Below are 23,422 nucleotides of genomic sequence, written 5' to 3' on the forward strand. Positions count from 1 at the left end.
GGCTGGGTCCGCCCGTGAGACAAACAATAGTCGTTTCGCTCAATAGTCGAAAGTGCCAGAATTCATACACTTCGTCTCGTAAACGGAACGATCATGGATTTGACGTCGCTCGGCGATTTCAATGCAGTTGCACTGCACGGTGGCTTTGGGCCCGCCAGCCGGGCGCTCGACCGCCCCAAGGCCACCCTCTCGCGGCGCGTGGCCGAGCTCGAGGAAAGCCTCGGCGTCAGGCTGATCGAGCGAGGCTCACGCAGGCTGCGTCTGACAGAAGAGGGCGTTGCACTCCATGAACGCACGCGGGGGCTCATGGCTGAGATTCAGGAGGCGGGTGAAGCGCTCGCCTCACGCGCCCCGGTGGCGCGCGGGCGGCTGCGCATCAGCGCGCCTGTCGTTTTCGCGCATGTCGTGCTGTGCCGGATCGCTGCGCGCTTTGCGCTCGCCTATCCGCAGGTCGAACTTGAGGTCATTGCAGAAGACCGCATCGTGGATCCGGTGGAGGACGGCTACGACCTCGTTATCCGTATCGACCCGGCGCATGGCGAGCAGCTCGTGGGACGGCGCATCCTCGGTGACGAGCGCCTCGTGGTCGCGGCGCCGGGCATGTCGATACCTTCGAGACCGGCACCCGATGCAACCGGGTTGGAGGTGCCGGCCGTTATGTCGGCCGCGGCACCATCAGGCGCGTTATGGCACATGCGAACGGAAGACGGTGGTGCGATAGCGATCAGGCCGATGCCCGTGTTGCGGCTGTCATCGTTGCTGATGGTGCGTGACGCGGTGCTCGAGGGCGTAGGCGCGGCGCTCTTGCCCAGCTTGCTGGTTGAGCATGATGTGTCGACAGGAAGACTCGCCTGTTGGGGAAAGGCGGGCTCGCCCGTGGAAATCTGGGCCCTTTACAATTCGCGCCGGCTTCTGAGCGCGAAGGTGCGAGCGTTCATGACTATGCTGCAGGAGTTGCCGGGTCGGGAGCGCAAATGGGGTGGCGCTAGCAGCTCCAATGATTCTCCGCGCCGCTAGCTTTCTCTGCGGTAGCGCGGCGACGTGGTCGAGCCGTCGAGCGGCTGCTTTCGGCGACATTGAGTGTCTCAAACGGGTCCCGGCTGCCGAACGCACCCCTGCAAGGGCGAAGCATGTATGCCAATGGCATGAGTCGGCACCCGGCCCCTTTCGGCCGTTCACCGGGGCACCGCCAGGACACTCGATTGGCTGTTTCACTTCGGGAGCCGGGCCTCCGGGATGGCGACGGGGCACGACGAACATCGGATCCCCACCAGTCACGGTGTTCCGAACCGCGATAGCGCGACTTTCACCTTCCAGGATTGAAACGAACTCTTTAGCCAACGTAGCGATGCCCAAACATCGGGCATCGCCTTCCGTGTCCGGTCCTTTATGCCTTCGCAGAAGGGCGGTCCGACATCTTGTCGTACCAGGTCTGTAGGGCATCGAATTCGGCGGGAATGCTCATCTTCATGGCGCCCGCCGCAAAATCGACGGTAGCCAGCGTTGTGATGTCAGCGGCGGAAAACTTGTCGCCTGCCACGAAAGGAACCGTCTTTAGACGCTCGTTGAAGTCGGCGAAGAAGTTGGCTACGCGCAGCTTGCTGCGCTCGACGATCTCAGGAATCTGTTCATAAGCATGCGGGCCCGACAATGCACGCCCCTTCAATCCGGCGACCGCGTTTCGCACGCCTTCCATCACGGCCGCAAATCCGTCGAGTTCGGCGCGCCGCTCCCACATGGCGATCAGCGCCTTCTCTTGCGGCGCCGTGCCTAGCAATGCGGCCTTCGTGGGATACGCGTCCTCGATGTAGCGCCAGATTGCAGGGACTTCGCCAATCGCCGTGCCGTCTTCGAGTACAAGCGTCGGGACCTGTCGGCGAGGATTGATTGCGACGTACGCATCGGAGAATTGCTCTTTCGCACCAAGGTCCACAGCTTTCGTCGGAATCTCAATGCCTTTCTCGGCAAGAAAAATGCGGACTCGACGAGCGTTGGGAGAAGCCTTGGATTCGTAAAGCGTGAGATCGGTATTCATGTAGTGGTCCAGTTCGATGAGAAGAGTTGACTCGCCCGCAAAGCAGTCGCTACGCAGGCGTAGCATGTCAGGTCGCTTAGCCTGCCGTCTTGCCGCCGTCGACCGTCAGGATCTGACCGGTGACGAACGCGGCGCCGTCGGCAGCGAGATAGAGCACCGCTGTGGCGATGTCGTCGGGCTTGCCGATGCGCGCGAGCGGCACCGTGGCGGCGAGCGCTGCCTTGTTTTCGGCCGTGCTGGTAAAGCGGTCGAGCATTCCCGTGTCGGTTGGCCCCGGCGCGACTGCGTTGACGCGAACACCCGTCGATGCAACTTCAAGCGCGGCCGATTTCGTGATGCCTTCGACGGCATGCTTGCTGCCTGCATAGACCGATGCGAACGCAGCGCCTTCGTGACCGTAAGTCGACGAGATGTTGACGATGCTGCCGGCCTTTTGCGCGGTCATCACGCGCAGTTCGTGCTTGAGACTCAGCAGCGTTCCGAGGACGTTGGTGTCGAACGTGTCGGCATAACTGTCGGCGGTCTGCTCGACGACGGGCCCAGGCCGACCTTCGGTGCCGGCGTTGTTGACGGCCACGTCCAGCCGGCCGTAGCGGGCGACGGTTTGATCCACGAGGTTGCGGACTTCGTCGTCGCGGCGCACGTCCGCCTGTACGAAGTGTGCTTCGGCGCCAGCTACGCGAAGCTCTGCTTCAAGCGCTGCGCCTTCCGCAGCGCGTCGACCGGATACGACGAGCCGCGCACCTGAACGGGCGAACGCAAAAGCGGTTGCGCGGCCGATGCCCGTCAGGGCGCCAGTGATGAGAACGACGGGTTGGTTCATTTGAGGCTCCTGTCAGTGGGTTTCACGACACGTCGGTCGTATCGCGCTGCTCGGTGAGCATGACGGAGCTAACTTTAGGCGTCTCTTGCGGCCGTGAAAAAGACTTTCCAGGCTGGAGGGCATGCCTGGTAGGCATGTCGAACGGATCAGGGCGCCGCACGTCTTTCAGCACCTCGGCATATTGCCGGAAACACGTGTTGCGCACGCACTCGTGCGTACTTTCGAAGCGGGCAACCGTTCGCTCAGACAGCTTGCCCATCACGGATTACTACAAGATGTCCCGAACCTTCCCGAGCTTGCTGCCGTCAGCACGCACGCTACAGCTATCGCGATGCGCAATTCGTGACGGCATCGCTCAGGCCTGCGTGGGACGCCGTAATCGCGAACGCGAGGCCGCCCATGAAGAGAAGCGCGTACCCGATGCGCGCCACGAGGACGGAGACGATCAGCAGCGGCAGCGAATGAATGCGCGCGGCGAGTGCGAGCAACAGCATCGATACGGCTGCCGCGCAATCGCCTGCACGAATTGCTCCGTAACACAGGCGTTTGAAAAGAAGGTTGGTCATGCCCCAGACAATCGCGGAGATCGTCGCGTTGCTCGCGTGCCAGGCGCGCACGCCAGGCGTCGCTCATCGCGGGCGCGGCGCTCGTCCACAACGTCTGAACGATCGCACGCGCCGCGATTCAGAACGGCGCGCGGCTGCGAGCACCTCAGAGCTTCGATCCGCCGTCGACGCGCAAGGTGTCGCCCGTTACCCAGCGCGCGTCGTCGGAGGCGAGGAACACGGCGGCGCCCGCGATATCGTCAGGCTGCGCGACGCGTTTGAGCGCCTGCATGCCCAGCGTGAAATCGCGGCCCGCGTCCGTTTTCGCGAAGTTCGACATGTCTGTTTCGACGACGCCCGGCGCGATCGCGTTGACACGAATGCCACGTTCGCCGAGTGCGGACGCAAAGTGGCGCACGAGCGTGTCGACAGCGCCTTTGGTCGCTGCATATGCCGACAGATTGTTCACGGAGGCGCGCGCCGCGAGCGACGACAGCAACACGACGCTGCTGCCGTCGCCCAGCACGGGCAGCAACTGCTGCACGAGGAAGAACGGCGCGCGCACGTTGACGGCGAACAGGTTGTCGAAATCTTCGACGGTCGTTTCTTCGATCGGCGCGGCCTTCGAGATGCCCGCGTTCGCGACGAGAATGTCGAGCCGTTCGCCCGTCAGCGAGCGCACGCGCTTCGCGAGTTCATGTGGCCCGTGCGCGTCGCGCAGATCGGCGGCGACCTTGTCGGCCTGTCCGCCTGCCGCGCGAATCGCCGCGACGACCGAGTCGGCGGCCTGCTCGGCGCTGCTGTAGTGGACCAGCACGCGCGCGCCTGCTTTGGCGAGCGCGATCGCCGTGGCGCGGCCGATGCCGCGGGATGCGCCCGTCACGAGGGCGGTTTTGCCTGTCAGGTTGGTCATGATGAAATTCCGTTCGATGTCGTGTGAGAGGGCGTTACGCCTGCGGCGCGTCCGCTTCCGAGAGGAACTGATCGACGTGCGCGGCGAAGCGCTCCGGGTACTGGTACAGCGAGCCGTGATTGGCGTCCGGATAGAGGATCAGCTGCGCGTTGGGGATGTGCTGCTGCAAGTGCCACGAGTTGATCGAGTAGATGATCACGTCGTTGTCGCCGTTGACGACGAGCGTCGGCTGTTTCAGCGCGTCCAGATAGTCGTACGGGTTCTCGCGCGGCGCGCCCCACTTCGCGAGCGCGGCGAGTTGCGCGGGCGCGACCTTGTCGCTGGCTTCGGGATCGCGGTTGTCGGCGCGCAGACGGAACCGTCCGACAAAGCCACGGCCTGCCGCCTGGCTCGCTTCCGAATGCGAAAAGTGCACGCGCAGCCACAGGTCGTCGGGATTCGCATACGAGGCGCCGAATATCTCCTGTGCTTCCGGTGTGAGCGTCGCCATGCCTTCGCCGCTGCGTGGGCCCGTGCCGACGAGAATGACGCGGCGCACGGGCAGAGGCTTCGCGATCGCGAGTTCCTGCGCGATCAGTCCGCCCATCGAAAAGCCGAGCACGTCGACCTGCTTCAGTCCGAGCGCTTCGATGAACGCGCCGGCATTGGCGGCCATCTCTTCGATCGACTCCGGCACCGTGCCCGAGCTGCTCGAAATGCCGGCGTTGTTGAACAGGATCACTTCGCGGTTTTGCGCGAGACCGTCGGTGACGGCGGGATCCCAATGATCCATCGTGCCCGTGAAGTGGATGTTCATCACGAGCGGCACGGCACCGGGATTGCCGAAGCGGCGATACGCGAAACGGATGCCGTTGGCCTCGACGAACTGGGTCGGCGCGGTCTGGTGAGTATGGCGGGTCATGGCAGTTGTCCTTTCAGAACCGGTTGAAGTCGATGCGGCGCGGTATAGCTGAAACGTATGGGTGCGTCGGGCTTGTTGCGGGGGGCTGGCCGTCTGCGCTTCTTATCGCGCCGTATTGACAGGTAATGTAGGCGCGTCGAACCACGAAGAAAAAGACTTTATAAGCTGTGTGGCATGCCTGAAAGGCATGACACGGGGGCTGGCTCACGACGCGGTGCGGCCGCCGTTCACGCGCAGCACTTCGCCAGTCATGAAGCCGGCCGACGCCAGGTACACGATTGCTTCGGCGATTTCGTCAGGCGTGCCGGCGCGTTTGAGCGGCACGGTGTCGAGAAACGCTGTCTTGCGCTCGGACGTCTGCGTGAGCCTGTCGAGCATCGGCGTTTGCACGGGCCCCGGCGCGACCGCGTTGACGCGCACGCCGGATGCAGCGGCTTCGAGCGCGGCCGACTTCGTCAGCCCTTCGACGGCGTGCTTGCTCGCGACATACAGCGACGCGCCCGCCGGGCCGCGCGCGCCCATCGTCGAGGACACGTTGACGATGCTGCCGGCGCGCTGCGCCGACATCGCGCGCAGCTCGTGCTTCATCGCGAGCAAGGTGCCGAGCACGTTCGCGTCGAACACGGCTGCATAGCGCGCGGTCGTCTGTTCGACGACGGGCGCGGATTCGCCTTCCGTGCCGGCCGCGTTCACCGCGATATCGAGCCTGCCGAAGCGCGCGACCGTGCGCTCGACGAGCGCCTGCACGTCGTCTTCGACGCGCACGTCGGCTTCAATGAACTCCGCCTGAGCACCGAGCGAGCGGAGCGTATCGGCGAGCGCCTGACCTTCGTCTGCTCGCCGGCCTGAGATCACGACGCGTGCTTTCGAGCGCGCGAAGGCGAGAGCGGTCGCGCGGCCAATGCCGCTCAATGCGCCCGTGACGAGCACCACTGTCTGATCGTTCATGTCGGTTCCTTATGCGTGTTCTTCGATCGAATCGACACGGTCGGTGTAGAACGCGAGGCGATCACGGATCGGCTCGACGGCGGGATAAGGCGACTCGTAAGTCCAGATCGCATTGACGGCGCGCTCGCCGCCCGACGGGATCGAGAAGTACGCGGCATCGCCCTTGTACGGGCAGTACGTCGAATGGCCGGTGCGTTCGAGCAACGTCATGTCGACATCTTTTCTCGGGATATAGAGCACGCGCGGATAGTGCGCCTCACGCAGCGTCAGCGCGTCGCGCGTGTCGGCGACCGTGTGGCCGGCGACCTTGACCACGACGCGCGAAGGATTGCGCTCGATCGTGATCGGATGATCGGGGCCGGGAATCTTGACGGTTTTTGCTGTGTTGGAGGTGTTACTGGTCGACATGTTGTGACTCCTTGAATCAGGTGGTTTCGTCTGTCGACGCTTCGGCGGCAGCGTCGCTGCGGGCTGCGTCGTACGCGGAAAAGTCGGTGTAGGCGCGTTCGTCGCCGCCCCAGAACGCGTCGCGCTGATACGGCGTGAGCGGCAAATTGCGGCGCAGGCGCTCGGGCAAATCAGGGTTCGACGAGAACCAGCGGCCGCTCGGCGAGACACGCACACCCACACGATCCGCGCCCCACACGGACGCGAACGCGTCCACCAGTTCCAGCGAAAAACGCGCGCGCTTTTCGATCGTGCCGCCATAGGCGTCGGTGCGTTTGTTCGTGCCGTCCTACAGGAACGTGTCGGCGAGATAGCCGTTCGTGTTGTGCAACTCGACGCCGTCGAAACCCGCGGCTTTCGCGCGTTCCGCCGCGCGACGAAACGACTCGACGATGGCCGGAATTTCGTCGATCTCCAGCGCACGGTGCGGCGAGTTTGGCACCCAGCCGTTCCGCGTGAACACGGTGGTTTCGTACGGAACGACAGAGGGCGCAACGGGCGCATTGCCCCGGCTCAGATCGACGTGCGACTGACGGCCGTCGTGTGCGATCTGCATGAAGATATGCGCGCCTTTCGCGTGAACGGCGCCGGTGATCTTTTTCCACGCTTTGACGTGCTGGTCCATGTAAATGCCCGGCGCGCCGACATAGCCACGGCTGTCGTATGAAGGATGCGCGCTCTCGGTAATCAGCAGACCGCCTTGCGACGCGCGCTGCCGGTAGTACTCGACCATCATCGCGCTCGGGCTGTCGTCGGAGTCGGAACGCAGGCGCGTCATCGGTGCGTGTGCGACGCGATGTGACAGTTGCAGTCGTCCTACTGTGGTGGACGAGAACAGTTTTAAGTTTGTATCAGTCATTCCGGATGCCTTATCGATTGAAATGGATCGGGTCCATTGCGGTTCTAACGTGACTCAGAGCTTCGATCCGCCGTCGACGCGCAGCGTGTCGCCCGTGATCCACTTCGCCCTGTCTGAAGCAAGAAAGCTCACCGCGCCGGCGATGTCGTCAGGCTGAGCGACGCGCTTCAAGGCCTGCAGGCTCAGCGCATAATCGCGGCCTTGGTCGGTTGTCACGAAGCTGGACATATCGGTCGCGACGACGCCGGGCGCGACGGCGTTCACGCGCACGCCGCGCTCGCCGAGCGCGGAAGCGAAGTGGCGCACGAGCGTATCGACTGCGCCTTTGGTTGCGGCGTACGCAGCCAGTTCGCCAACCGATGCACGCGATGCCAGCGACGAAAGCAGCACGACGCTGCTGCCTTTGCACAACATCGGCAGAAGCTGCTGGACGAGGAAATAGGGCGCGCGCACGTTGACGGCGAAGAGGTCGTCGAAGCTTTCGACCGTCGTGTCTTCGATGCTCGCGGCGCTGGCGATGCCCGCGTTGGCGACGAGCACGTCCAGCCGTCCGCCGACGACGGCGCGCACGCGTCGGGCAAGCGTATGCGGGCCGTCGGCGGTGCGCAGATCGGCGGCGATTTTCTGCGCGTGGCCGCCGCTTGCGACGATGTCGGCGACGGCCGAATCGGCCGCCGCTTCGTTGCTGCTGTAGTGCACGAGCACCTGCGCGCCGGCGCGGCCGAGTGAGAGTGCGATGGCGCGGCCGATGCCGCGAGATGCGCCCGTGACAAGCGCGGTTTTTCCTGCGAGGTCATTCATGGCGAAGCTCCGTCTGGTTGATCGGCGGGCCGTCAGCGATAACAGGCAGGTATGGCTGCGAAACTGGGCCGCCGGCTTCCGCGCTGCTCGATGCGACTGCTCGCAGATAATCTAGCCATTGCTTGCGTAACGGAAAAAGACTTTGTAGGCTTGCCGGCATGCCTTGGAAGCATGGCCCGAAGTGGAGCGATAGAACGGAGCAAAACAGGAGAACGCATGGAGCTACGTCATCTGCGCTATTTCGTTGCCGTTGCGGAAACGGGCAGCCTCACCGTCGCCGCAGAACAGCGGTTGTACACGTCGCAGCCTTCGCTGAGCCGACAGATCCGCGATCTCGAGGACGAAGTTCGTGCGGAACTGTTCAGCCGCAGCGCGCGCGGCGTCGAGTTGACCGCGTCCGGCAAGGCTTTTCTCGACCATGCACGGCTTGCGCTAGCGCAGGTCGACGCCGCGATCGAAGCGGCGCGCCGTGCTGCGCGTCCCGCGAAGCAGGTTTTCGCACTCGGCTTTCTGACAGGCCAGGAAATGACCTGGCTGCCGCGCGCGATGCAGGTGCTGCGCGACGAGTTGCCGAACATCGACGTGACGGTGTCGAGCGGCTATTCGCCCGATCTCGCCGACGCCGTGGCGCGCGGCAAGCTCGATCTTGCATTCGTGCGCATGGAGCCGGGGCTGGATCTCGACTATCGCGTTGTCTATCGCGAGAAACTTGTCGTGCTGATGCCGAGCGATCATCGGCTGACGGCGAAGCAAGCCATTCATCCGTCGGACCTGCAAGGCGAGACGTTTGTGATGGCGTCGAACAAGGCGCGCGTGCTGCACGATGTGGTCGCGGGCTATCTGCACGAGAACGGGCTCGACCCCAAGCCGGAGCACGGCGTCGACAACCTGGCGATGGCCATGTCGCTCGTCGCTTCGACGCGCGGGCTGTCGCTGATGCCCGAGTATGCGATTAACCTGTTGCCGTGGTCGGTGGTGAGCCGGCCGCTGGAAGGCGAAGCGCCGACCGTCGATCTCGCGATCGGCTACAGTCGTTCGAATGCATCGCCTGTGCTTAAGATGTTTCTGTCGAGAGCGGATGAACTGATTGCCGCCAACTGAGTGAGGGAGAATCGCATGGACCGCCTCGCGGCGATCGAGATCGTTGCTGTGCAATGTATCCATTCGCAACCAGCGCGGGAACTGGCGGAAAGGAATACGGCTCATTCCAGACCGGGATAGGTCCGAGGGACGTTTTGACTGCTTCCCGCCGTTCGCCATCGCGGCGTCGAGGAGCCCGTTGGCTGCTCCACCTCGGGAACCGGTCGTTCGACTTAAGCGGCGGTGAACGTCGGCAAAGGGTGGCCATCTACGGCCGTTGGCTCGCGCTGTCACGCGGACATTCGAACGTCGGCTGCGCGAGCTACAACGGTCACTCAAAGTGACTGCCCGCCGACTGGAACTGCACCGGACGCAACGTCGCTCAAACGCGACGCGATTTTCGTGCGCACTTTCTATTGGGCAGCAGCCGTCTGTTGGACAGCGCGGAGATCTGGCCCGCGCGCGATGATGCCGCTGGAAATCCTGATCGCCCCGTGCGCGTACACCGGGGCATTCAAAAACATCACCGACGGTCAGGTCGTCTCTGCAAATACCGACAACGTGCGATCCGCATGGCGATGAGCAAGCGGATTCACCTTCGGCGAAGCGACTAGGCTAACGCCCGGCTCGTCCTTCTCCTACACTCGGAAAGTTCCCGCGAGCGGCACGAAGAACCGGACGAAGGAGGAGGCTTTTCCATGGAGTTTCAAATCCGTGAGATCGACCACGTCGTGATCAGGGCCGCCGATCTCGATTCGAGACCCGGTTTTACTGCGATGTGCTTGGTTGCAGTGTGGAAAAGGAACAGGCGGATCTCGGGCTCATCCAGTTACACGCCGGGCACTCGCTGATCGATCTGCTGAAGGTCGGCGGAAAGATCGATCGCCCAGAGAGCGGTGCGCCAGGTGCGGGGCGCAATATGGATCATCTGTGCCTGCGCATCGAGCAACGGCCCGGTAAAGATACCGCCATTCCCCCTTGACGCGGATGTACGTCTAGTCCATCCGCCAGCTCTTACCCACCGGACGCTTGCGGCGGCGAAACGCTTTCTCCAGCACCGGCAACAGCGCTCGATGGCCCAGCGGTGCTCAGTCGAATGATCGATCCAAACGCCGCGCTCAGCCATCATGTCTTCAAGGTGCCGTAGGCTCAGCGGATAGACCACTTACCAGCGCACGCAAGTCAGAATCACGTCCAGCGGATAATGCAGGCGTTTGAGCACTCGGGCCACCACCGGATTCATCGTCTTCATCGAGCTTTCAGTCGTTCATGTCGTTCCGCACATCATAGCGGACCGGCCTTACTGCAACAGAACCGCCATAGCTTACTGGCCGCCGAACGGTTTCTCGACCGTCAGCTTGGTGGTCACGGAGATGACGCCCGGGACGCCCTTGGTGATTTCGGCCACCTTGTCGATCTGCGATGGGTCGACGACCGTCCCGTAGAGGGTGACTGCACCACCCTTCGCGACGACACTGATGTTCCCGGCGTTGATCTCCTTGTGCTTCACGATGGCCGAATAGACCTTGCGGCGCAGTGCGCGACTGGCCGCCCGGTCCGATTTGGCCGCCGGTGCGGCCGACGCCGCCGTCGCGGCACCATTCGACGCCGCGCTCGCTGCGCCTGACTGCGCCGAGACGTGAACCGATGCCAGCGCGAGCAATATGCCGCCGGCCATCCTGAGTGCCATGTTGCTTGTGCTCATTCGATGCTCCGATTGTCGTGGTTCACGGGGTCAGAAAGCGTGACGGATGCCGATCATTGCTGCGGTGCTCGACGTTCCTTCCGGAACCGGCGCAGCGTATACGATCGTCTGGCTCATGTTGCCCCGGTTGTTGACGTACCCGACCTGTGCGTAGGCGAGGGTGGTCCTGGACAGGTTATATTCGGCGCCCACCGCGAACAGATTCGACTGGTTGGAGGAAAAATTTCGGTCCCTCAAGTAATAGAAGCCCGACGTGACCTTGAAGAATGGGGTGAACTGGTAGCCGAGGCCAGCGGAGATCATCTCGAAGCTGTCTTGACTGCTTTTCGCCGGGTTCTTGCCCATGCCGTACGACGTCGACACGGAAACATTGTAAAACGTGTATTGCGCGCCAACGTACCAGAACCGGTTGTTGTTCAGGCCTGTCGCCGGGGTCACGGCACCGTTGGGCGCAAACGGGTTGGCATCGTGTCCGTTGTAGTACACCCCCGCCACGTTGAGGCCGTAGTTCGAATACTTGAGCACGGCCGACTCGCGCGTGCCGCCTTGAAACTTCCCGGCGACGCCGCCCGGCGCGTACTCGAGCGCAAGCGATGCGCCGTAGAATTTCGGCGACTGGTAGACGATCGCATTGTCGTCATACAGCGCGCCGATCGAGCCGTTCGTGCTGGTGCCCGGCCAGCCCGCGGCCTGGTTCAGGCCGAGCCACGCGGTCAGGATGCTGCCGAAGTATTGGGCGTTCCGTACGTCGGTGTCCGCCATCGCATAGATCATCGGCAGGATCTGCCGGCCCAGGTCGAGCGTGCCGTATGGACTCGACACGCCCACCGTCGTCTGCTGGTTGAACATCGCGGTGGCGGTCGGTGTGTCGGCCAATCCGGCCCTCCCGGTGGGCGTGTCGAACGACCCCTGCAGCTTGAAGTTGACCTTGTAGCCGCCGCCGATGTCCTCGGTGCCCTTCAGGCCCCAGAGGCTCGCATAGATGCCACCGTCCTTGAGCTCGTAGACATGCCCGAGGTTCACCTTCGACTGAAAGTTGCTCGCGTTCGCGCTCTGATACAGGAACCCGGTATCGAGTATGCCGTACAGCGTCACCGACGATTGCGCGTGTGCTGCGCTCGCGAACACGACAAGCGCTGCGGCGCCACCCCACTTCGATTTCATTTCGGTCTCCTAGTTGTGTTGCAATCTCGGGACACTTCCGGCAGGCGTACGGCTAGTGCTGGAATGAAACTGGGCCGGGCGTTTCTACCGGCATCGAGTGGGCAGGAAGCAGTCCCCATGCTTAGATCGTGCTCCTCGATTCGGGCAGATGGCCCTGGGGCTGCTGGCGAGCGGTTCAAACAGTGACAGCAAGGCGCACCCTCAGCGGTTGTAGAGGCCAGTCAGGGTGGCCATGGCGAGCGTGTTCTGGTAGATCACGAAGCGCGCCACCGCGTTCGGCGGGTTGGCCGGCAGCTCCAGCTTGGGCACACCCAGCGCGTGCAGGGTGAAAATATAGCGGTGCGCCGGCAAGCCCTTGGGCGGGCAGGGACCGCCGTAGCCGGTGGCGCCGTAATCGTTGGTGGCCTGAGTGCCGCTGGCGCCCAGGTCAGTGGCGTCGGGTGAGCCTACGCCTGCGGCGAGCTGGGTGACGGACGAATCGATATCGAACAGGATCCAGTGCCAGAAGCCGCTGCCGGTGGGTGCGTCCGGGTCGTACAGCGTCAGGGCGAAGCTCCTGGTGCCTGCCGGCGCGCCGTGCCATTGCAGCGCGGGCGAACGGTTCTGGCCGGTTCCGTCGAAGCCATTGAACTCATGCACCAGTTGCAGCCGGTCCTGATCCCTGAATTCAGGCGATATCAGTGTGAGGATGCTCACGCCATTTCCTTTGATTTACTGGATTTGAGAACCAAGGAAGCTGCATCGCCTGGATGCGCCCCAGAACCGATGCACTTATTTGTCATGGCGCCGCTTCCTCCAGCTGCGTCACGGCCTCCCCTCGCACGACACGTTCGGCGGCGGACGAATATTCAATCGTGTCTGCCCCATTGATTCCGTCATGCGGACAGGTCCGCGATAACCCGGGCATAGGCGGCGCCCATTTCCGTCGCTGTCGGATTGCGGCGCAGCGTCAGACCGCCATTGACCTGCAGGTTCTGTCCCGTCATGAAGCACACGTCGCTTGCCAACCACAGAGGCGCTTCGGCGACGTCGTCCACAGTGCCAATACGTCCGAGCGGATAGCCGGCCTCGAAGGCCCCCAATATTTCGGGGATGTTCAGGGCGTCACCCGACATCGGCGTGCGAGTGATGCCAGGAGAGATCGAATTGGCGCGGATTCCGAGATGGCCAAAGTCGTTGGCGACACAGCGCACGACGTGGTCGGTGCCAGCCTTGGTGCCCATATAGGCGGCGTGGTTCTCAAGCATGATCGTCGCGGTCGCCGACGAAATCATGATGATCGAGCCCCCCGGCGTCGGATTTTGCCTCATCGCTTTCACGAGCGCCTGCATGAACTGAAAGGGCCCCTTGAACTGGAGATCCATCATCGCCTGCAGTGCTTCCTCACCCGTGTCTTCGAACGGCCGGAGAAGTCCCCAGCCCGTGGCGTTGATGCCGACATCGACGTGGCCGTAGCGCTCTGCGCGAAGGCGACGAGGGCTTCGACGTCTTCCTTGCGCGTGAAATCGCAAAGCCGGCTGGCGCCTCCGATTTCGCTTGCCAGGTGATCCAACGGCTCCGCGCGTCGTCCAGCCACAATCACGCTGGCGCCTTCGCCGGCGAAGCGTCGGGCAATGCACTGCCCCATGTTGCCGTGGCCAGCGGCGCCGACGACGATTACGACCTTACCCTCAAACCTCTTCATGAAACTGTCCTCCCGCAAGGTTCATCGTCATTTCGCAGTCTCCAGGCTCGGGTTTATGGACCGTTGCTGATTGATCCGGTTGGTGTCGTCGGACCTGCCTTTGCCGCGCCCTGGATGCGATTTGTCTCGCGCTGCGCGGGTCAGTACGACTTCGGCAATCCGAGCGCCTGCTCGGCGACGTAGCACAGCGCGAGCTCCTGCGTCACCGGTGCGAGCAACGAAAGCACGCTTTCGCGCAGGCCGCGCTCGACGTGGTACTCCTTCGCGTAGCCGTAGCCGCCGTGCGTGCGCACCGCACGCAACGACGTCTCGAAACTGGCCTCCGCCGCCAGGTACTTGGCCGCCGTAGCCTCGACACCGCAGGGCTTGCCGGCGTCGTAGAGCGCCGCCGCCTTCCACATCAGCAGTTCGGCCGACTGCAGGTGCATCCAGCATTCCGCCAGCGGATGCTGGATCGCCTGGTTCTTGCCGATCGGCCGGCCGAACACGACGCGTTCCCTGGCGTAGTCGGTTGCCCGCGCCAGCGCTGTCTCAGCGGCGCCGAGCGCCGCAGCCGCGACGAGGATGCGCTCCGGATTCAGGCCGTGCAGCAGGTACCTGAAGCCCTGGCCTTCGTCGCCGATGCGATCCTCGACGGGGATCTCCAGCCCGTCGATGAACAGTTCGTTCGAGTCCACTGCCTTGCGCGCCATCTTGTCGATCTCGCTGATGCGCACGCGCGATCGATCGAGGTCGGTGTAGAACAGCGTGACGCCCTCCATCGGCCGCGCGCATGCCTCGATCGCCGTCGTGCGGGCCACCAGCAGGATCTTGTTGGCGTGCTGCGCGGTCGAGGTCCAGACCTTCTGGCCGTGGACGATGTAGCGGTCGCCCGCGCGGCGGGCGAAGGTTCTGATGCGTGTGGTGTCGGAACCGACGCTGGGCTCGGTCACGCCGAAGCAGGCGCGATCCGAACCGTCGATCAACGGCGGCAGCATGCGGCGCTTTTGCGCCTCGCTGCCGAACACGACCACCGGCTGCGGGCCGAACAGGTTCAGGTGGACCGACGACACCGCCGCCGAGCCGAGCTTGCCGATCGTGCGCATCACCATCGCAGCCGCGGAGATGCCGAGGCCGGCGCCGCCGTGTTCCTTGGGCATGGTCACGCCGAACCACCCGCCGCGAGCGACGGCGTCACAGAACTCGCTGGGCCAGCGTCCATCGCGGTCCCGCTCAAGCCAGTAATCGGCGCCGAAGTCGGCGCAGCGGGCCTCGACGGCGTCGCGGATTGCAAGCTGGTCGTCGGAGAAGTCGAAATTCATGCGGGGCGCTTTTGCAGCAGGTCTGCGGGGACGTCGACCGGCATGTCGAGCAGCATCTGCGCCATGCCCTTGCCGAGCGGGTCGTTGCGCAGCGACGCCATGCCGCCGCCGCCCAGCGCCCGCTCGCAGACGAGGTTGATGGCATGGATGCCGGGCAGCTCGTAACGGTGGACCGGCCCCTGCATCAGATGGCGGAGGTACTCCGCGACGCGTTCTGACGTCACCTGGTCTTTCAGCACCGGCAGCAGGGCCGGATGCCGCGCGATGAGGCCGATGTTGGAGGTGTCCCCCTTGTCGCCGCTGCGTCCGAGCGCGATTCTCACGAGCGGCACGGTCTGGCGTGGGCCGGGGGGCAGCGCGCCCTCGATGGGCGCCAGCGGTCCAGGCGCGACCTGCGGTTGCGGTGACGGCAGCGTCACGGTGTACGTCGTCTCGTCGAGCGTGACCGTCGGCGTCACCCGCGCCTTCGGAATGAGCCAGGCGAACTGCCGCAGCACCGGCGACACCGAGGGACGGCCACCGGCACCGGTCGTACCGGGTGACCAGGATGTGCCTGGTGCGGCTAACTCGCGGCTGAACATCTCCAGTGCGCGCCGGTCGGCATGCGTCACCGTCAGGCGCAACACGACTTCGCGCGTCGGCAACGGTCGCGCATGCGGCCCGTAAGCCGACTCCGTGCCGAGCAGCTCGATATGGGTGGCCAGGAAATCCACGAACCCGCTCTCATGCAGCAGCCGGCGGCCGCGCTCGAGCAGCGCCTCGCCCGTGCGTTTGGCCTTCGCTGCGGCGTCGATCCCGACGATGGTGAGCTGCCCGGACACCTTGAAGCCTGCCGGCGCGGTGGCGCTGACCTTGTAGGTGCCGGTTGGCGGGCGGCCGCGCGCGCCGGTCACGAGCACGCGATGCGGCCCGGCCTGCTCCATGCGCACCTGGCGGAAGTCGCAGGTCACGTCCGGCAGCAGATAGTTGGCCGGATCGCCTATCTCGTACAGCAGTTGCTCCCCGACGGTTGCGGGCGTGACGAGGCCGCCGGTGTCCGCGGGCTTGGTGACCACAAAGCTACCGTCTTCGCGGCACTCGACGATCGGATAGCCGATGTTCGCCCAGTCCGGCACGCTGGCCCAGTCGGTGTGCAGGCCGCCTGTCGCCTGGCAGCCGCATTCGATGATGTGGCCGGCCAGGCTGCCGGCGGCGAGCCGGTGGAAGTCGTCGGCCGCCCAGCCGAACTCGTGCATCAGCACGCCGAGGGTGACCGCACTGTCGACGCAGCGGCCGGTGATGACGATGTCGGCGCCCGCGGCCAGGGCCCGCGCGATGGGCAGTGCACCGAGATAGGCATTGGCCGTCACCAGGCGCTCCGGCATGGGCTCGCCGCTGGTCATTTCGACCGTGCCGGCCGCTCGCATCGCGGCGGCAAGCGGGAGCACGTCGTCGCCTTCGACGATCGCGACCCGCACCGGTACGCCGAGTTCGTCGGCCAGAGCCCGCACCGCCGCGGCGCAGCCCCTCGGATTCACGCCGCCGGCGTTGCTGACGATGCGGATGCCCTGCTCGACGGTCTGCTTCAGCACCGAGCGCAGCGCCACCGTGACGAAGTCGATGGCGTAGCCTTCCTCCGGCCGCTTCATGCGCGCGCCCGCGAGGATCGACATGGTGAGCTCGGCGAGATAGTCGAACACGAGGTAATCGATGGCGCCGCAGCGCACCAGCTGCAGCGGTCCGAGGCTGCTGTCGCCCCAGAAGCCTGAGGCGCCACCTATGCGCACAACCTTGCCCGGCGTCGACGATGTCAGTTGCCCGTCCATTGCGGTTTCCTTTTTTCCTTGAATGCGGTCAGGCCCTCGCGCGCGTCCTGGGTCAGGGCCAGCAGGCCGATCTGCCCTTCGCCGAAGGCGATCGCCTCTTCGAAGGACATCGAGCGCATCGCCTTCATCGCATACATGCCGCGCCGCAGCGCGGTAGGTGAGTTGGCGAGCAGCCGTGACAGCAGGCGCTCGAGCGCAGCGTCGAGGTCGTCAGCCACCTCGTTCACCAGACCGATCTCGCGTGCCCGCGCCGCGTCGATGGCCTCGCCCGTCAGGCACAGCTGCGCCAGGCAGCGCAGCGGCAACTGGGCCTGCAGCACGGCGAGCACCTGCATCGGGAACACGCCCACCTTCACCTCGGGCAGGCCGAAGCTCGCGTGCCGGGCCGTGATGGCGAGATCGCACATCGCGAGCAGGCCCATGCCGCCGGCCATGCAGGCGCCGTTGACCCGCGCGACGAGCGGCACGTTCAGCGTGCGGGCCGTGCGCAGCAGGTCGGCGTAGGCGCTGGTCGGCGTGGCGTAGTCGAACGCGAAGGCATCCCCGCCCAGGTCGGCGCCGGCGCAGAACGCCTCGTCGCCCGCACCGGTGAGCACCACCGCGCGAATCGTCTCGTCAGACCGGGCGCGATCCAGCGCTTTCTGCAAGGTGCCGATCACTTCCGCGTTGAGCGCATTCCGGCGCTCCGGACGGTCGATGGTGAGAATCAGCCGCCCGTCCTGCCGGCTGGCGTGCACGACCTCGGTCATGCTTCGACTCCCGTTGACTCGCTGCACGCCGCCACTTGCGTCACGCCCGCCTGCGCCATCTCGCGGATCTGCTGCGGCGAGTAGCCGGCCTCGGCCAGCACTTGCGCGCTGTGCTCACCCAGCAGCGGCGGCGGGCGCAGCGGCGGCAGCGGGGTTTGCGGCCATTCGCTGGGCACCGCCATGGTTCGCAGCATGCCTTCGGTGGGATGCTCGAACTGCTGGAAGAACCCGATGTCCTGCAGGTGCGGATCGTCCATCAGCGACTCGAAGGTGTGCACCGGCAACACCGGGATGCCGAGCGGCTCCAGCAGCTCGCGCCATTGCTGCGTGGTCTGCGCTTTCAGCTTGTCGGCGAGGATCTCGTACAGCGCCTCGACATGCTGCGTGCGCGATTCGCCGTCGGCAAACCGCGGGTCGCTGTTGAACCGCTCGGCCTCGCCGACCACGCGCATGAAGGCCTGCCACTGTTCGTCGGTGTAGACGACGAGGCACACCAGGCCGTCCTGCGTTGCGTACGGCCGCCGCTGCGGGTTGAGCAGCCGCGGATAGCCGAAGCCGCCGCGCGGCGGGATGAACGTGTGGCCGTACAGATGATCACCCAGCATCATCTGCGCGGTGGTCTCGAACATCGGCACGTCCACCGCCTGCCCGCAACCCGTGCGCTCGCGCGCGAGCAGGGCCGCGCAGATCACGCCGAACGCGTACAGGCCCGTGGCCCGGTCCGAGAGGTTGAGCGGGGCATAGCGCGGCACGTCGGAACCGGCCCGCACGCTGGCCTCGGGGATCGCGACGGCCGCCTGGATCAGGTCGTCGAAGGCGCGCGAGTCCGCATAGCGGCCGCGCTGGCTGAAGCCGAAGGTGCCGACGTAGACGATGCGCGGGTTCACCAGCCGCAGCGCCTCGTAATCCAGCCCGAGGCGCTGCATCGCCTGCGGCCGCACGTTGTAGACCAGCGCGTCGGCCGTCTGCGCCAGCTTCAGCAGCGCTTCCTTGCCGGCAGGGCGCTTCAGGTCCAGCATGACGCTGCGCTTGTTGCGGTTCAGGTTGAGGAACAGCGGGCCGGCGCCCGAGCGCCCGCCGGGTCCGACGGCGCGCAGCATGTCGCCGCCGGGCGGCTCCACCTTGATCACGTCGGCCCCCAGGTCGGCCAGCATCTGCGTGGCCGAAGGTCCCATGACGACTTCGGTGATGTCGATGATGCGCAGGCCGGCCAGCGGCCCACCCTGGTTCGAGTCGTTGCTCATTCTGTCCGTGCTCCTCTTTCCGGTCAGGAACCGGCTACGTCGGCGCCATTGCCGCGGATGTAGGGCACCGGTCCGATGTCGCGCGCTGCCGCGAGGGCCTCGATCGCGTATCGGATCGAGACCGCGTCATTGAGCGAGTGGAACGTGCCGTCCTCGTTGAAGCTCACTTGCGCGCCTTCGATCCAGGCGATGGTGATGGTGTCCTCGGTGTTGTCCTCGGGGGTGTAGAAGGTGTGCACCGAGCCGCCGGGCTCGTACAGGTAGGAGCCTGCCGTCTGCCGCTGCTCGGGGTACTCGCGATACGCCCAGCAGCCCTGGATCGTCCACACCTGCGCCGTACCGGTGTGGTAGTGAATCGGCAGCGAGCAACCGGGTTCCAGGATGGCCATGAAGACCCACTCGCCGCGCTCCAGGTCAAGGCGCAGCGGCTTGATGTGGATACCCGGAAAGACATCCCTGATCAGCGGGATCTGCTCGATGTTGACGGTCAGGAGCTTGTCCTGTGGCAGAGCGGGCAGCGGCAGCGGGGCGCCGGTGGACGTGGTGGGCTGCGCGAGCATTCTTGCGTTCATGAATTGTCTCCCGTTGTTACTGGATTTGAAGCAGTGGATGGAAGCCGCCCCCTGATAAGGAAGCCGGATGCAGGCTGCTCCGGCAAACAGCGCAGGGAGGCGGCGACCCCGCGCGGAAGAAACAGGAAGTCGCCCGGGGCGAGACCGAAGTCCTGCCCGTCGACACGTGCGTCGATCCGTCCTTCTTCGACGTAGAGAACCTGCTCGGCGTCAGGCTCCGCGGTGCAGACCGATGGGCTGCCGGTAGGCATGCGCAGCGCCGCAATGTCGACCCAGCGCGCGCCAGCGGTCTCGCGGTCGATGAGGGGAACCGTGCCGGTGGCGGCGTCGCCGGCGGCAAGCACGCGCACCTTGCCGTGAGCGGGCGCGGCGGCAGCGTCGTCGGGTTCCGTGATCGTGTGCGCCGGGTTCTCGCCATACGGCGGCGTATAGACGACCAGCACACGCCCGGGCTGGTCGCTGGTCACGCGAAACGAATGGAATACGCCGGCCGGCACGTAGGCCCAGGTCCCGGGCGCCATCGCTTCCACGCTGCCCGCCGCCCCCGACTCGCCGGTTCCCTCGATCATGTAGGCGCATTGCTCCAGGTGGGGGTGCGCGTGCGCCCGCGCGCCGTGCGATTTCACGATCGTGCCGACCAGTACTTCGAGCGCCGTCGCGCCGACAGTCTCGGGGCCGATCACGCGCACGTTAGAGGTGCCGGTATGGTTCGCCGGCGCGTAGGCGGCAAGATCGGCCGCCCTGACCACGGTAGGTACGGGCTTCATTCGGGCTGGCTCCATGCGATCTTGACCGCCGGGGCGGCGGCCTGCGCCGCCATGAAGCCGGAGGCATTGGGATGGTTTTCCACGATGACGGGCTGGCCCTTGCTGGCGGGCAGCGATTGGTCGAGCACGCGCGCCCCGGCGTCCCGTCCGCTTCCGACCGGAAAGGGAACGATGATCTTGATGGGCTTGGCCGGATAAGGGGCCACCGCCATCGCTTGCGGCTCAAGGACGGGGGTAGCCAGGAGGAAGAGAAGGTTCCGCATGCGCATCGAGCTCCAATCAGGACTCAACTTCAGGGACTTAAACCTAAATGCCTAATGTTAGTAGTTTAGGCATGCGCAAAGCGGCGTCAAGTCCGGGCTTACCCGACAGCCCGCCGCTGCGGCTCGGTGATCCCAGGCACGGTTTTCAGGGCGGACGCGGGGAGGTCGATCTCGGAAACGTAGCGGTCGCCCCGATACCAGGTCGCACCGGCGTACAGCACGTTGCCTTTGCCGTCAACCAGGCGTCGCGACATCTTCGCGACGGGCGAGGCAAACGGGATCTTCAGCATATCGCACAGAGGAAAATCGGCGGGTATCACGGTCACGCGTTGTCGCAAGCGTTTGCAGCGCGCGCCAAGTTTGTCGAGCACCGCGGCGAGCAGTTTCCGCTGCATGGCGATGTCCTTGGGCAACGATTCGAAAACCGGCGTCGGCACATAGATTTCGGCGTAGCAGAACGGCTCGCCGGAATAGGAGTGCAGCTTGCGGACACAGACGTATTCGTCGGCCGACCGGCCATCCGGTCCGAGCAGTTCTTGTGGCACAAGGGTGCGGCGCCGGACTTCGAGTATCTCGAAGGCAAGCGCCTGCGGTGCGGCGAAGGGGTTGTTGATCACCTGTTCGAGGTCGCCCGTGACGGCGGGCAGCGCTGCAACGTGGGTCCCGACGCCCCGCTGGCTGCGGATAAGCCCTTCCTTGGAAAGCAGCTCGTATGCTTGCCGAACGGTGATGACGGCGACGCTCAGGTCGTCCGCGAGTTGCGTGATCGGCGGCAGCTGCGTGCCGAGCGGGTACTCGCCCTTCGCAATTCGGTGCCGCAGCAGGGACGCCAGCCGGTGATATTGCGCAACGCCGCGCTCGGCTGGCAGCTCCGGCCGCGCGGTCTCCATGTGTCGCTCATCCGCCATCATATAAATCCTAATTAACCAACTTTCGAATTATATGTCAGCGATGCGCGAGCAGTCGCTCGCGTTTCTGGCACACCCAAACAACTTTCCTTGCTGCTCATGCACCAGTCGTGCTTTTGGGCGACTTTCGGCCAGTTTGAGACGTTCGACATCATGGGCCAGATCGCTGACAATCTCGGCAGCAAGCTGGCCGAGCCCAGAGAACCCTCGTGTTGGCAAGCGACGGATTGACCGACGCCAACGACTTCGGCAGGTAATGCCGTTGGGCGTCTCGAGCCTCGTGCTAGTACAACGGAGAACACATGCGAACGACAAATATGAAACTCTCGCACACGATCAGGATTCTTATCGCAACGGTCGGTCTCTCGGCGCTCGGTGCGCATGCAGCCGACGAAGCCAAAGTGCTGCCGTTTGAAACTCATGCCGCGTTCTTCTCTAGGGAGACACAGCAAAAGACACCATTGGACCCACAGGTTTTCGTCGAGCAACCGGGTGCCCCCGCCGCTACCGGGCCGCAAGGGATTAAGCGAAGCGCTGGCCTTCGCAATGCGCTAATCGCTGACACGCCGACGCTGCCTTTGAAGACCGCTACCGGCCAGCGGATGAATCTGACCTTGGGCGCCTGGCTTGGTGCCAGAGGGGAAGCGATCCTGACGCCGCAGCCGGACGGGCGTGAGAAGGTAACTGTCGTGCTTTCTGGTCTTAAGCCCAACGGACACTACAGCCTTTTCGAAAATCACTTCAATGAGAAGCCGATCGGCTTCACGCCGCTTGATGGTAGCGGTCAGGACAACGACCTGGTAGCAGACGCCGAGGGCAACGCGGCGCTCACCACGATCGCACCAGTGCCGCTGACGCACGACAACGCTGTACTCGTGGTCTATCACTCCGACGGAAAATCACACGGCAAGCAGCGCGGCGAAATTGGCGTAACGGCGCACCACCAACTCATCGCGAGACCGTAACTTTGCTGTTGTTCATGCGTGAAGGGCTGCTTCAGAGCAACGCTAACGTCCCTTGTGGGTCGTCTACGGTCTCCGAACCGTGTTAAGGCGGAACGCCGAAACGGATGTGAAAATCCCTTGCGGGTGCCACGGCGCGTCCGATACTGAAAGTGCTTTGCGGGTGCCCGCTACCGAAGTTAGTGGCAAAGTCATCGGCAAGGTGAACGGACTACGCAATGGAGGCTGACTATGAACCAGTCAAGTTCCGCTCAAAGGCGGGAGAAAATATCCTACGAGGTGTCAGGCGAAAATTCGAAATACACGCTGCTTCACCTGCTGGACGTTGAAGACATACCGGGGCATTCGCTCGCACTCTATGAACTGCATCGCACCTTTCCCAAGGGCGCGTTGATGTTTGCTGGCGTAAGCGTCACGGAGCAATGGATGCGCGGCACCGTTGACACCGTCGATGGCAACGGCACCGTCATCGGCTATGGGTTTTACAACCTGGAAGACGGCGACAAGATTTTCGGCAAGTTTGACGGGATCTCACAGTCTGCAACCGGCCAGTCCGCCGATGTCCGCACCGTCATAGGAAGCACGGTGCTCACTGGCGGCACGGGGAAGCTGCGTGGCATTTGCGGCATCCTTCACTTTGTGACCAACACGGACGTCTCACAGAACCTAAATGAGAGTAAATGCGAGGGCGAGTACTGGATGCAAAAAGGCTAGTCCGGGCCTCACGGTGCCTTGCACGCGGCCCAGCGCAAAGCTCACTGATCAGAAGCCTCCGCTGAAGCTCAAGGAAATCTGGGCGATCTGCGAAAAGCTGAAGGCGGATACGACCTCGCGATGTTCAGTTCAATCTACGGGAGGGTCACTACCTGAAATACGCCGTTACCAATTTATAACGTGCAACATGGAACCCTGACATAAGCTGAATGGAAAGTGTGAGGCGCATGTC

The 23,422-nt window shown here is 64.3% G+C and carries 24 protein-coding genes and 4 pseudogenes; 5 read left to right on the forward strand and 23 right to left on the reverse strand.

The window, feature by feature from the left end:
- Positions 1–93 precede the first annotated feature (93 nt).
- Positions 94–1,017 (forward strand): LysR family transcriptional regulator, encoded by a 924-nt coding sequence (locus OKW30_RS37090; RefSeq protein WP_429349081.1) that lies wholly within the window; start codon positions 94–96, stop codon positions 1,015–1,017.
- A 370-nt stretch (positions 1,018–1,387) separates the two neighbouring features.
- Here the strand turns inward: OKW30_RS37090 and OKW30_RS37095 are convergent, their stop codons facing one another.
- The 10 genes and pseudogenes from OKW30_RS37095 to OKW30_RS37140 all read right to left on the reverse strand — a co-directional run bounded on the left by OKW30_RS37095 (position 1,388) and on the right by OKW30_RS37140 (position 8,272).
- Positions 1,388–2,035, reverse strand: a complete 648-nt coding sequence (locus OKW30_RS37095; protein ID WP_429349082.1) for a glutathione S-transferase — start codon at positions 2,033–2,035, stop codon at positions 1,388–1,390.
- Positions 2,036–2,111: 76 nt separating this feature from the next.
- On the reverse strand, positions 2,112–2,858 hold the full coding sequence (locus OKW30_RS37100) for an SDR family NAD(P)-dependent oxidoreductase (protein WP_429349083.1): 747 nt from the start codon (positions 2,856–2,858) through the stop codon (positions 2,112–2,114).
- 22 nt (positions 2,859–2,880) lie between these two features.
- On the reverse strand, positions 2,881–3,117 hold the full coding sequence (locus tag OKW30_RS37105) for a hypothetical protein (protein ID WP_429349084.1): 237 nt from the start codon (positions 3,115–3,117) through the stop codon (positions 2,881–2,883).
- 64 nt (positions 3,118–3,181) lie between these two features.
- Positions 3,182–3,352 (reverse strand): hypothetical protein, encoded by a 171-nt coding sequence (locus OKW30_RS37110; RefSeq protein ID WP_184070356.1) that lies wholly within the window; start codon positions 3,350–3,352, stop codon positions 3,182–3,184.
- Between the two features lie 217 nt (positions 3,353–3,569).
- On the reverse strand, positions 3,570–4,316 hold the full coding sequence (locus OKW30_RS37115) for an SDR family NAD(P)-dependent oxidoreductase (RefSeq protein WP_184070358.1): 747 nt from the start codon (positions 4,314–4,316) through the stop codon (positions 3,570–3,572).
- Positions 4,317–4,350: 34 nt separating this feature from the next.
- Positions 4,351–5,217: an alpha/beta fold hydrolase gene (locus OKW30_RS37120; protein ID WP_429349085.1), complete on the reverse strand. Its 867-nt coding sequence runs from the start codon at positions 5,215–5,217 to the stop codon at positions 4,351–4,353.
- Positions 5,218–5,421: 204 nt separating this feature from the next.
- The gene (locus tag OKW30_RS37125) at positions 5,422–6,165 is read right to left on the reverse strand and encodes an SDR family NAD(P)-dependent oxidoreductase (protein WP_429349086.1); all 744 of its coding nucleotides are present in this window, start codon (positions 6,163–6,165) and stop codon (positions 5,422–5,424) included.
- 9 nt (positions 6,166–6,174) lie between these two features.
- Positions 6,175–6,573 (reverse strand): DUF427 domain-containing protein, encoded by a 399-nt coding sequence (locus OKW30_RS37130; protein WP_187627245.1) that lies wholly within the window; start codon positions 6,571–6,573, stop codon positions 6,175–6,177.
- A gap of 16 nt (positions 6,574–6,589) precedes the next feature.
- A pseudogene (locus OKW30_RS37135) lies at positions 6,590–7,471 on the reverse strand (hypothetical protein).
- Positions 7,472–7,525: 54 nt separating this feature from the next.
- A complete protein-coding gene (locus OKW30_RS37140) occupies positions 7,526–8,272 on the reverse strand; it encodes an SDR family NAD(P)-dependent oxidoreductase (RefSeq protein WP_429349087.1) in 747 nt (248 codons plus the stop codon).
- Positions 8,273–8,488: 216 nt separating this feature from the next.
- On the opposite strand from OKW30_RS37140, the gene OKW30_RS37145 reads away from it, so the two are divergent.
- Together OKW30_RS37145 and OKW30_RS37150 are read left to right on the forward strand one after the other, a co-directional pair.
- Positions 8,489–9,373 carry a LysR family transcriptional regulator gene (locus tag OKW30_RS37145; protein ID WP_184039479.1) on the forward strand — a complete coding sequence of 295 codons (885 nt, stop codon included), beginning with the start codon at positions 8,489–8,491 and terminating at the stop codon, positions 9,371–9,373.
- A 677-nt stretch (positions 9,374–10,050) separates the two neighbouring features.
- Positions 10,051–10,298: pseudogene (locus OKW30_RS37150) on the forward strand (VOC family protein); the annotation flags it as partial.
- Here OKW30_RS37150 and OKW30_RS37155 read toward each other — a convergent pair.
- From OKW30_RS37155 to OKW30_RS37215, 13 genes and pseudogenes are all read right to left on the reverse strand, one after another.
- Positions 10,276–10,604 (reverse strand): annotated as a pseudogene (locus OKW30_RS37155) (DDE-type integrase/transposase/recombinase); the annotation flags it as partial. The pseudogenes OKW30_RS37150 and OKW30_RS37155 overlap by 23 nt on opposite strands.
- Positions 10,605–10,676: 72 nt before the next feature.
- Complete coding sequence (locus OKW30_RS37160) at positions 10,677–11,057, reverse strand: BON domain-containing protein (protein WP_184070367.1); 381 nt, start codon at positions 11,055–11,057, stop codon at positions 10,677–10,679.
- 30 nt (positions 11,058–11,087) lie between these two features.
- The gene (locus tag OKW30_RS37165; RefSeq protein WP_184070369.1) at positions 11,088–12,221 is read right to left on the reverse strand and encodes a porin; all 1,134 of its coding nucleotides are present in this window, start codon (positions 12,219–12,221) and stop codon (positions 11,088–11,090) included.
- A 201-nt stretch (positions 12,222–12,422) separates the two neighbouring features.
- The gene (locus OKW30_RS37170) at positions 12,423–12,917 is read right to left on the reverse strand and encodes a YbhB/YbcL family Raf kinase inhibitor-like protein (protein WP_429349088.1); all 495 of its coding nucleotides are present in this window, start codon (positions 12,915–12,917) and stop codon (positions 12,423–12,425) included.
- Positions 12,918–13,096: 179 nt separating this feature from the next.
- A pseudogene (locus OKW30_RS37175) lies at positions 13,097–13,905 on the reverse strand (SDR family NAD(P)-dependent oxidoreductase).
- A 140-nt stretch (positions 13,906–14,045) separates the two neighbouring features.
- Positions 14,046–15,206: an acyl-CoA dehydrogenase family protein gene (locus OKW30_RS37180; RefSeq protein WP_429349089.1), complete on the reverse strand. Its 1,161-nt coding sequence runs from the start codon at positions 15,204–15,206 to the stop codon at positions 14,046–14,048.
- On the reverse strand, positions 15,203–17,011 hold the full coding sequence (locus tag OKW30_RS37185; protein ID WP_429349090.1) for an acyclic terpene utilization AtuA family protein: 1,809 nt from the start codon (positions 17,009–17,011) through the stop codon (positions 15,203–15,205). The genes OKW30_RS37180 and OKW30_RS37185 overlap by 4 nt, the downstream gene beginning before the upstream one ends.
- The gene (locus tag OKW30_RS37190; RefSeq protein ID WP_184070378.1) at positions 16,996–17,760 is read right to left on the reverse strand and encodes an enoyl-CoA hydratase-related protein; all 765 of its coding nucleotides are present in this window, start codon (positions 17,758–17,760) and stop codon (positions 16,996–16,998) included. The genes OKW30_RS37185 and OKW30_RS37190 overlap by 16 nt, the downstream gene beginning before the upstream one ends.
- Positions 17,757–19,004: a CaiB/BaiF CoA transferase family protein gene (locus OKW30_RS37195; RefSeq protein ID WP_184070380.1), complete on the reverse strand. Its 1,248-nt coding sequence runs from the start codon at positions 19,002–19,004 to the stop codon at positions 17,757–17,759. The genes OKW30_RS37190 and OKW30_RS37195 overlap by 4 nt, the downstream gene beginning before the upstream one ends.
- A 23-nt stretch (positions 19,005–19,027) precedes the next feature.
- Entirely contained in the window at positions 19,028–19,576 is a 549-nt protein-coding gene (locus tag OKW30_RS37200) for a 2,4'-dihydroxyacetophenone dioxygenase family protein (RefSeq protein ID WP_184070382.1), read from the reverse strand.
- Positions 19,573–20,343, reverse strand: coding sequence for a cupin domain-containing protein (locus OKW30_RS37205; RefSeq protein ID WP_429349091.1), 771 nt, complete (start codon positions 20,341–20,343; stop codon positions 19,573–19,575). Before OKW30_RS37205 ends, OKW30_RS37200 begins: the two co-directional genes overlap by 4 nt.
- Positions 20,340–20,606 carry a hypothetical protein gene (locus tag OKW30_RS37210; protein ID WP_429349092.1) on the reverse strand — a complete coding sequence of 89 codons (267 nt, stop codon included), beginning with the start codon at positions 20,604–20,606 and terminating at the stop codon, positions 20,340–20,342. Before OKW30_RS37210 ends, OKW30_RS37205 begins: the two co-directional genes overlap by 4 nt.
- Positions 20,607–20,704: 98 nt before the next feature.
- Entirely contained in the window at positions 20,705–21,496 is a 792-nt protein-coding gene (locus tag OKW30_RS37215) for a GntR family transcriptional regulator (RefSeq protein ID WP_429349093.1), read from the reverse strand.
- Between the two features lie 320 nt (positions 21,497–21,816).
- On the opposite strand from OKW30_RS37215, the gene OKW30_RS37220 reads away from it, so the two are divergent.
- The gene (locus OKW30_RS37220) at positions 21,817–22,479 is read left to right on the forward strand and encodes a hypothetical protein (RefSeq protein ID WP_260336543.1); all 663 of its coding nucleotides are present in this window, start codon (positions 21,817–21,819) and stop codon (positions 22,477–22,479) included.
- Between the two features lie 228 nt (positions 22,480–22,707).
- Positions 22,708–23,190, forward strand: coding sequence for a hypothetical protein (locus OKW30_RS37225; RefSeq protein ID WP_184070388.1), 483 nt, complete (start codon positions 22,708–22,710; stop codon positions 23,188–23,190).
- Positions 23,191–23,422: the final 232 nt, after the last annotated feature.

The organism is Paraburkholderia sp. Clong3 (assembly GCF_050436485.1).
Lineage (GTDB): Bacteria > Pseudomonadota > Gammaproteobacteria > Burkholderiales > Burkholderiaceae > Paraburkholderia > Paraburkholderia tuberum.

Bases quoted from the DNA above. Each gene is read 5' to 3' on its own strand.
- OKW30_RS37090 (WP_429349081.1), top strand. From the start codon at position 94: ATGGATTTGACGTCGCTCGGCGATTTCAATGCAGTTGCACTGCACGGT.
- OKW30_RS37095 (WP_429349082.1), bottom strand. From the start codon at position 2,035: ATGAATACCGATCTCACGCTTTACGAATCCAAGGCTTCTCCCAACGCT.
- OKW30_RS37100 (WP_429349083.1), bottom strand. From the start codon at position 2,858: ATGAACCAACCCGTCGTTCTCATCACTGGCGCCCTGACGGGCATCGGC.
- OKW30_RS37105 (WP_429349084.1), bottom strand. From the start codon at position 3,117: ATGGGCAAGCTGTCTGAGCGAACGGTTGCCCGCTTCGAAAGTACGCAC.
- OKW30_RS37110 (WP_184070356.1), bottom strand. From the start codon at position 3,352: ATGCTGTTGCTCGCACTCGCCGCGCGCATTCATTCGCTGCCGCTGCTG.
- OKW30_RS37115 (WP_184070358.1), bottom strand. From the start codon at position 4,316: ATGACCAACCTGACAGGCAAAACCGCCCTCGTGACGGGCGCATCCCGC.
- OKW30_RS37120 (WP_429349085.1), bottom strand. From the start codon at position 5,217: ATGACCCGCCATACTCACCAGACCGCGCCGACCCAGTTCGTCGAGGCC.
- OKW30_RS37125 (WP_429349086.1), bottom strand. From the start codon at position 6,165: ATGAACGATCAGACAGTGGTGCTCGTCACGGGCGCATTGAGCGGCATT.
- OKW30_RS37130 (WP_187627245.1), bottom strand. From the start codon at position 6,573: ATGTCGACCAGTAACACCTCCAACACAGCAAAAACCGTCAAGATTCCC.
- OKW30_RS37140 (WP_429349087.1), bottom strand. From the start codon at position 8,272: ATGAATGACCTCGCAGGAAAAACCGCGCTTGTCACGGGCGCATCTCGC.
- OKW30_RS37145 (WP_184039479.1), top strand. From the start codon at position 8,489: ATGGAGCTACGTCATCTGCGCTATTTCGTTGCCGTTGCGGAAACGGGC.
- OKW30_RS37160 (WP_184070367.1), bottom strand. From the start codon at position 11,057: ATGAGCACAAGCAACATGGCACTCAGGATGGCCGGCGGCATATTGCTC.
- OKW30_RS37165 (WP_184070369.1), bottom strand. From the start codon at position 12,221: ATGAAATCGAAGTGGGGTGGCGCCGCAGCGCTTGTCGTGTTCGCGAGC.
- OKW30_RS37180 (WP_429349089.1), bottom strand. From the start codon at position 15,206: ATGAATTTCGACTTCTCCGACGACCAGCTTGCAATCCGCGACGCCGTC.
- OKW30_RS37185 (WP_429349090.1), bottom strand. From the start codon at position 17,011: ATGGACGGGCAACTGACATCGTCGACGCCGGGCAAGGTTGTGCGCATA.
- OKW30_RS37190 (WP_184070378.1), bottom strand. From the start codon at position 17,760: ATGACCGAGGTCGTGCACGCCAGCCGGCAGGACGGGCGGCTGATTCTC.
- OKW30_RS37195 (WP_184070380.1), bottom strand. From the start codon at position 19,004: ATGAGCAACGACTCGAACCAGGGTGGGCCGCTGGCCGGCCTGCGCATC.
- OKW30_RS37200 (WP_184070382.1), bottom strand. From the start codon at position 19,576: ATGAACGCAAGAATGCTCGCGCAGCCCACCACGTCCACCGGCGCCCCG.
- OKW30_RS37205 (WP_429349091.1), bottom strand. From the start codon at position 20,343: ATGAAGCCCGTACCTACCGTGGTCAGGGCGGCCGATCTTGCCGCCTAC.
- OKW30_RS37210 (WP_429349092.1), bottom strand. From the start codon at position 20,606: ATGCGGAACCTTCTCTTCCTCCTGGCTACCCCCGTCCTTGAGCCGCAA.
- OKW30_RS37215 (WP_429349093.1), bottom strand. From the start codon at position 21,496: ATGGAGACCGCGCGGCCGGAGCTGCCAGCCGAGCGCGGCGTTGCGCAA.
- OKW30_RS37220 (WP_260336543.1), top strand. From the start codon at position 21,817: ATGCGAACGACAAATATGAAACTCTCGCACACGATCAGGATTCTTATC.
- OKW30_RS37225 (WP_184070388.1), top strand. From the start codon at position 22,708: ATGAACCAGTCAAGTTCCGCTCAAAGGCGGGAGAAAATATCCTACGAG.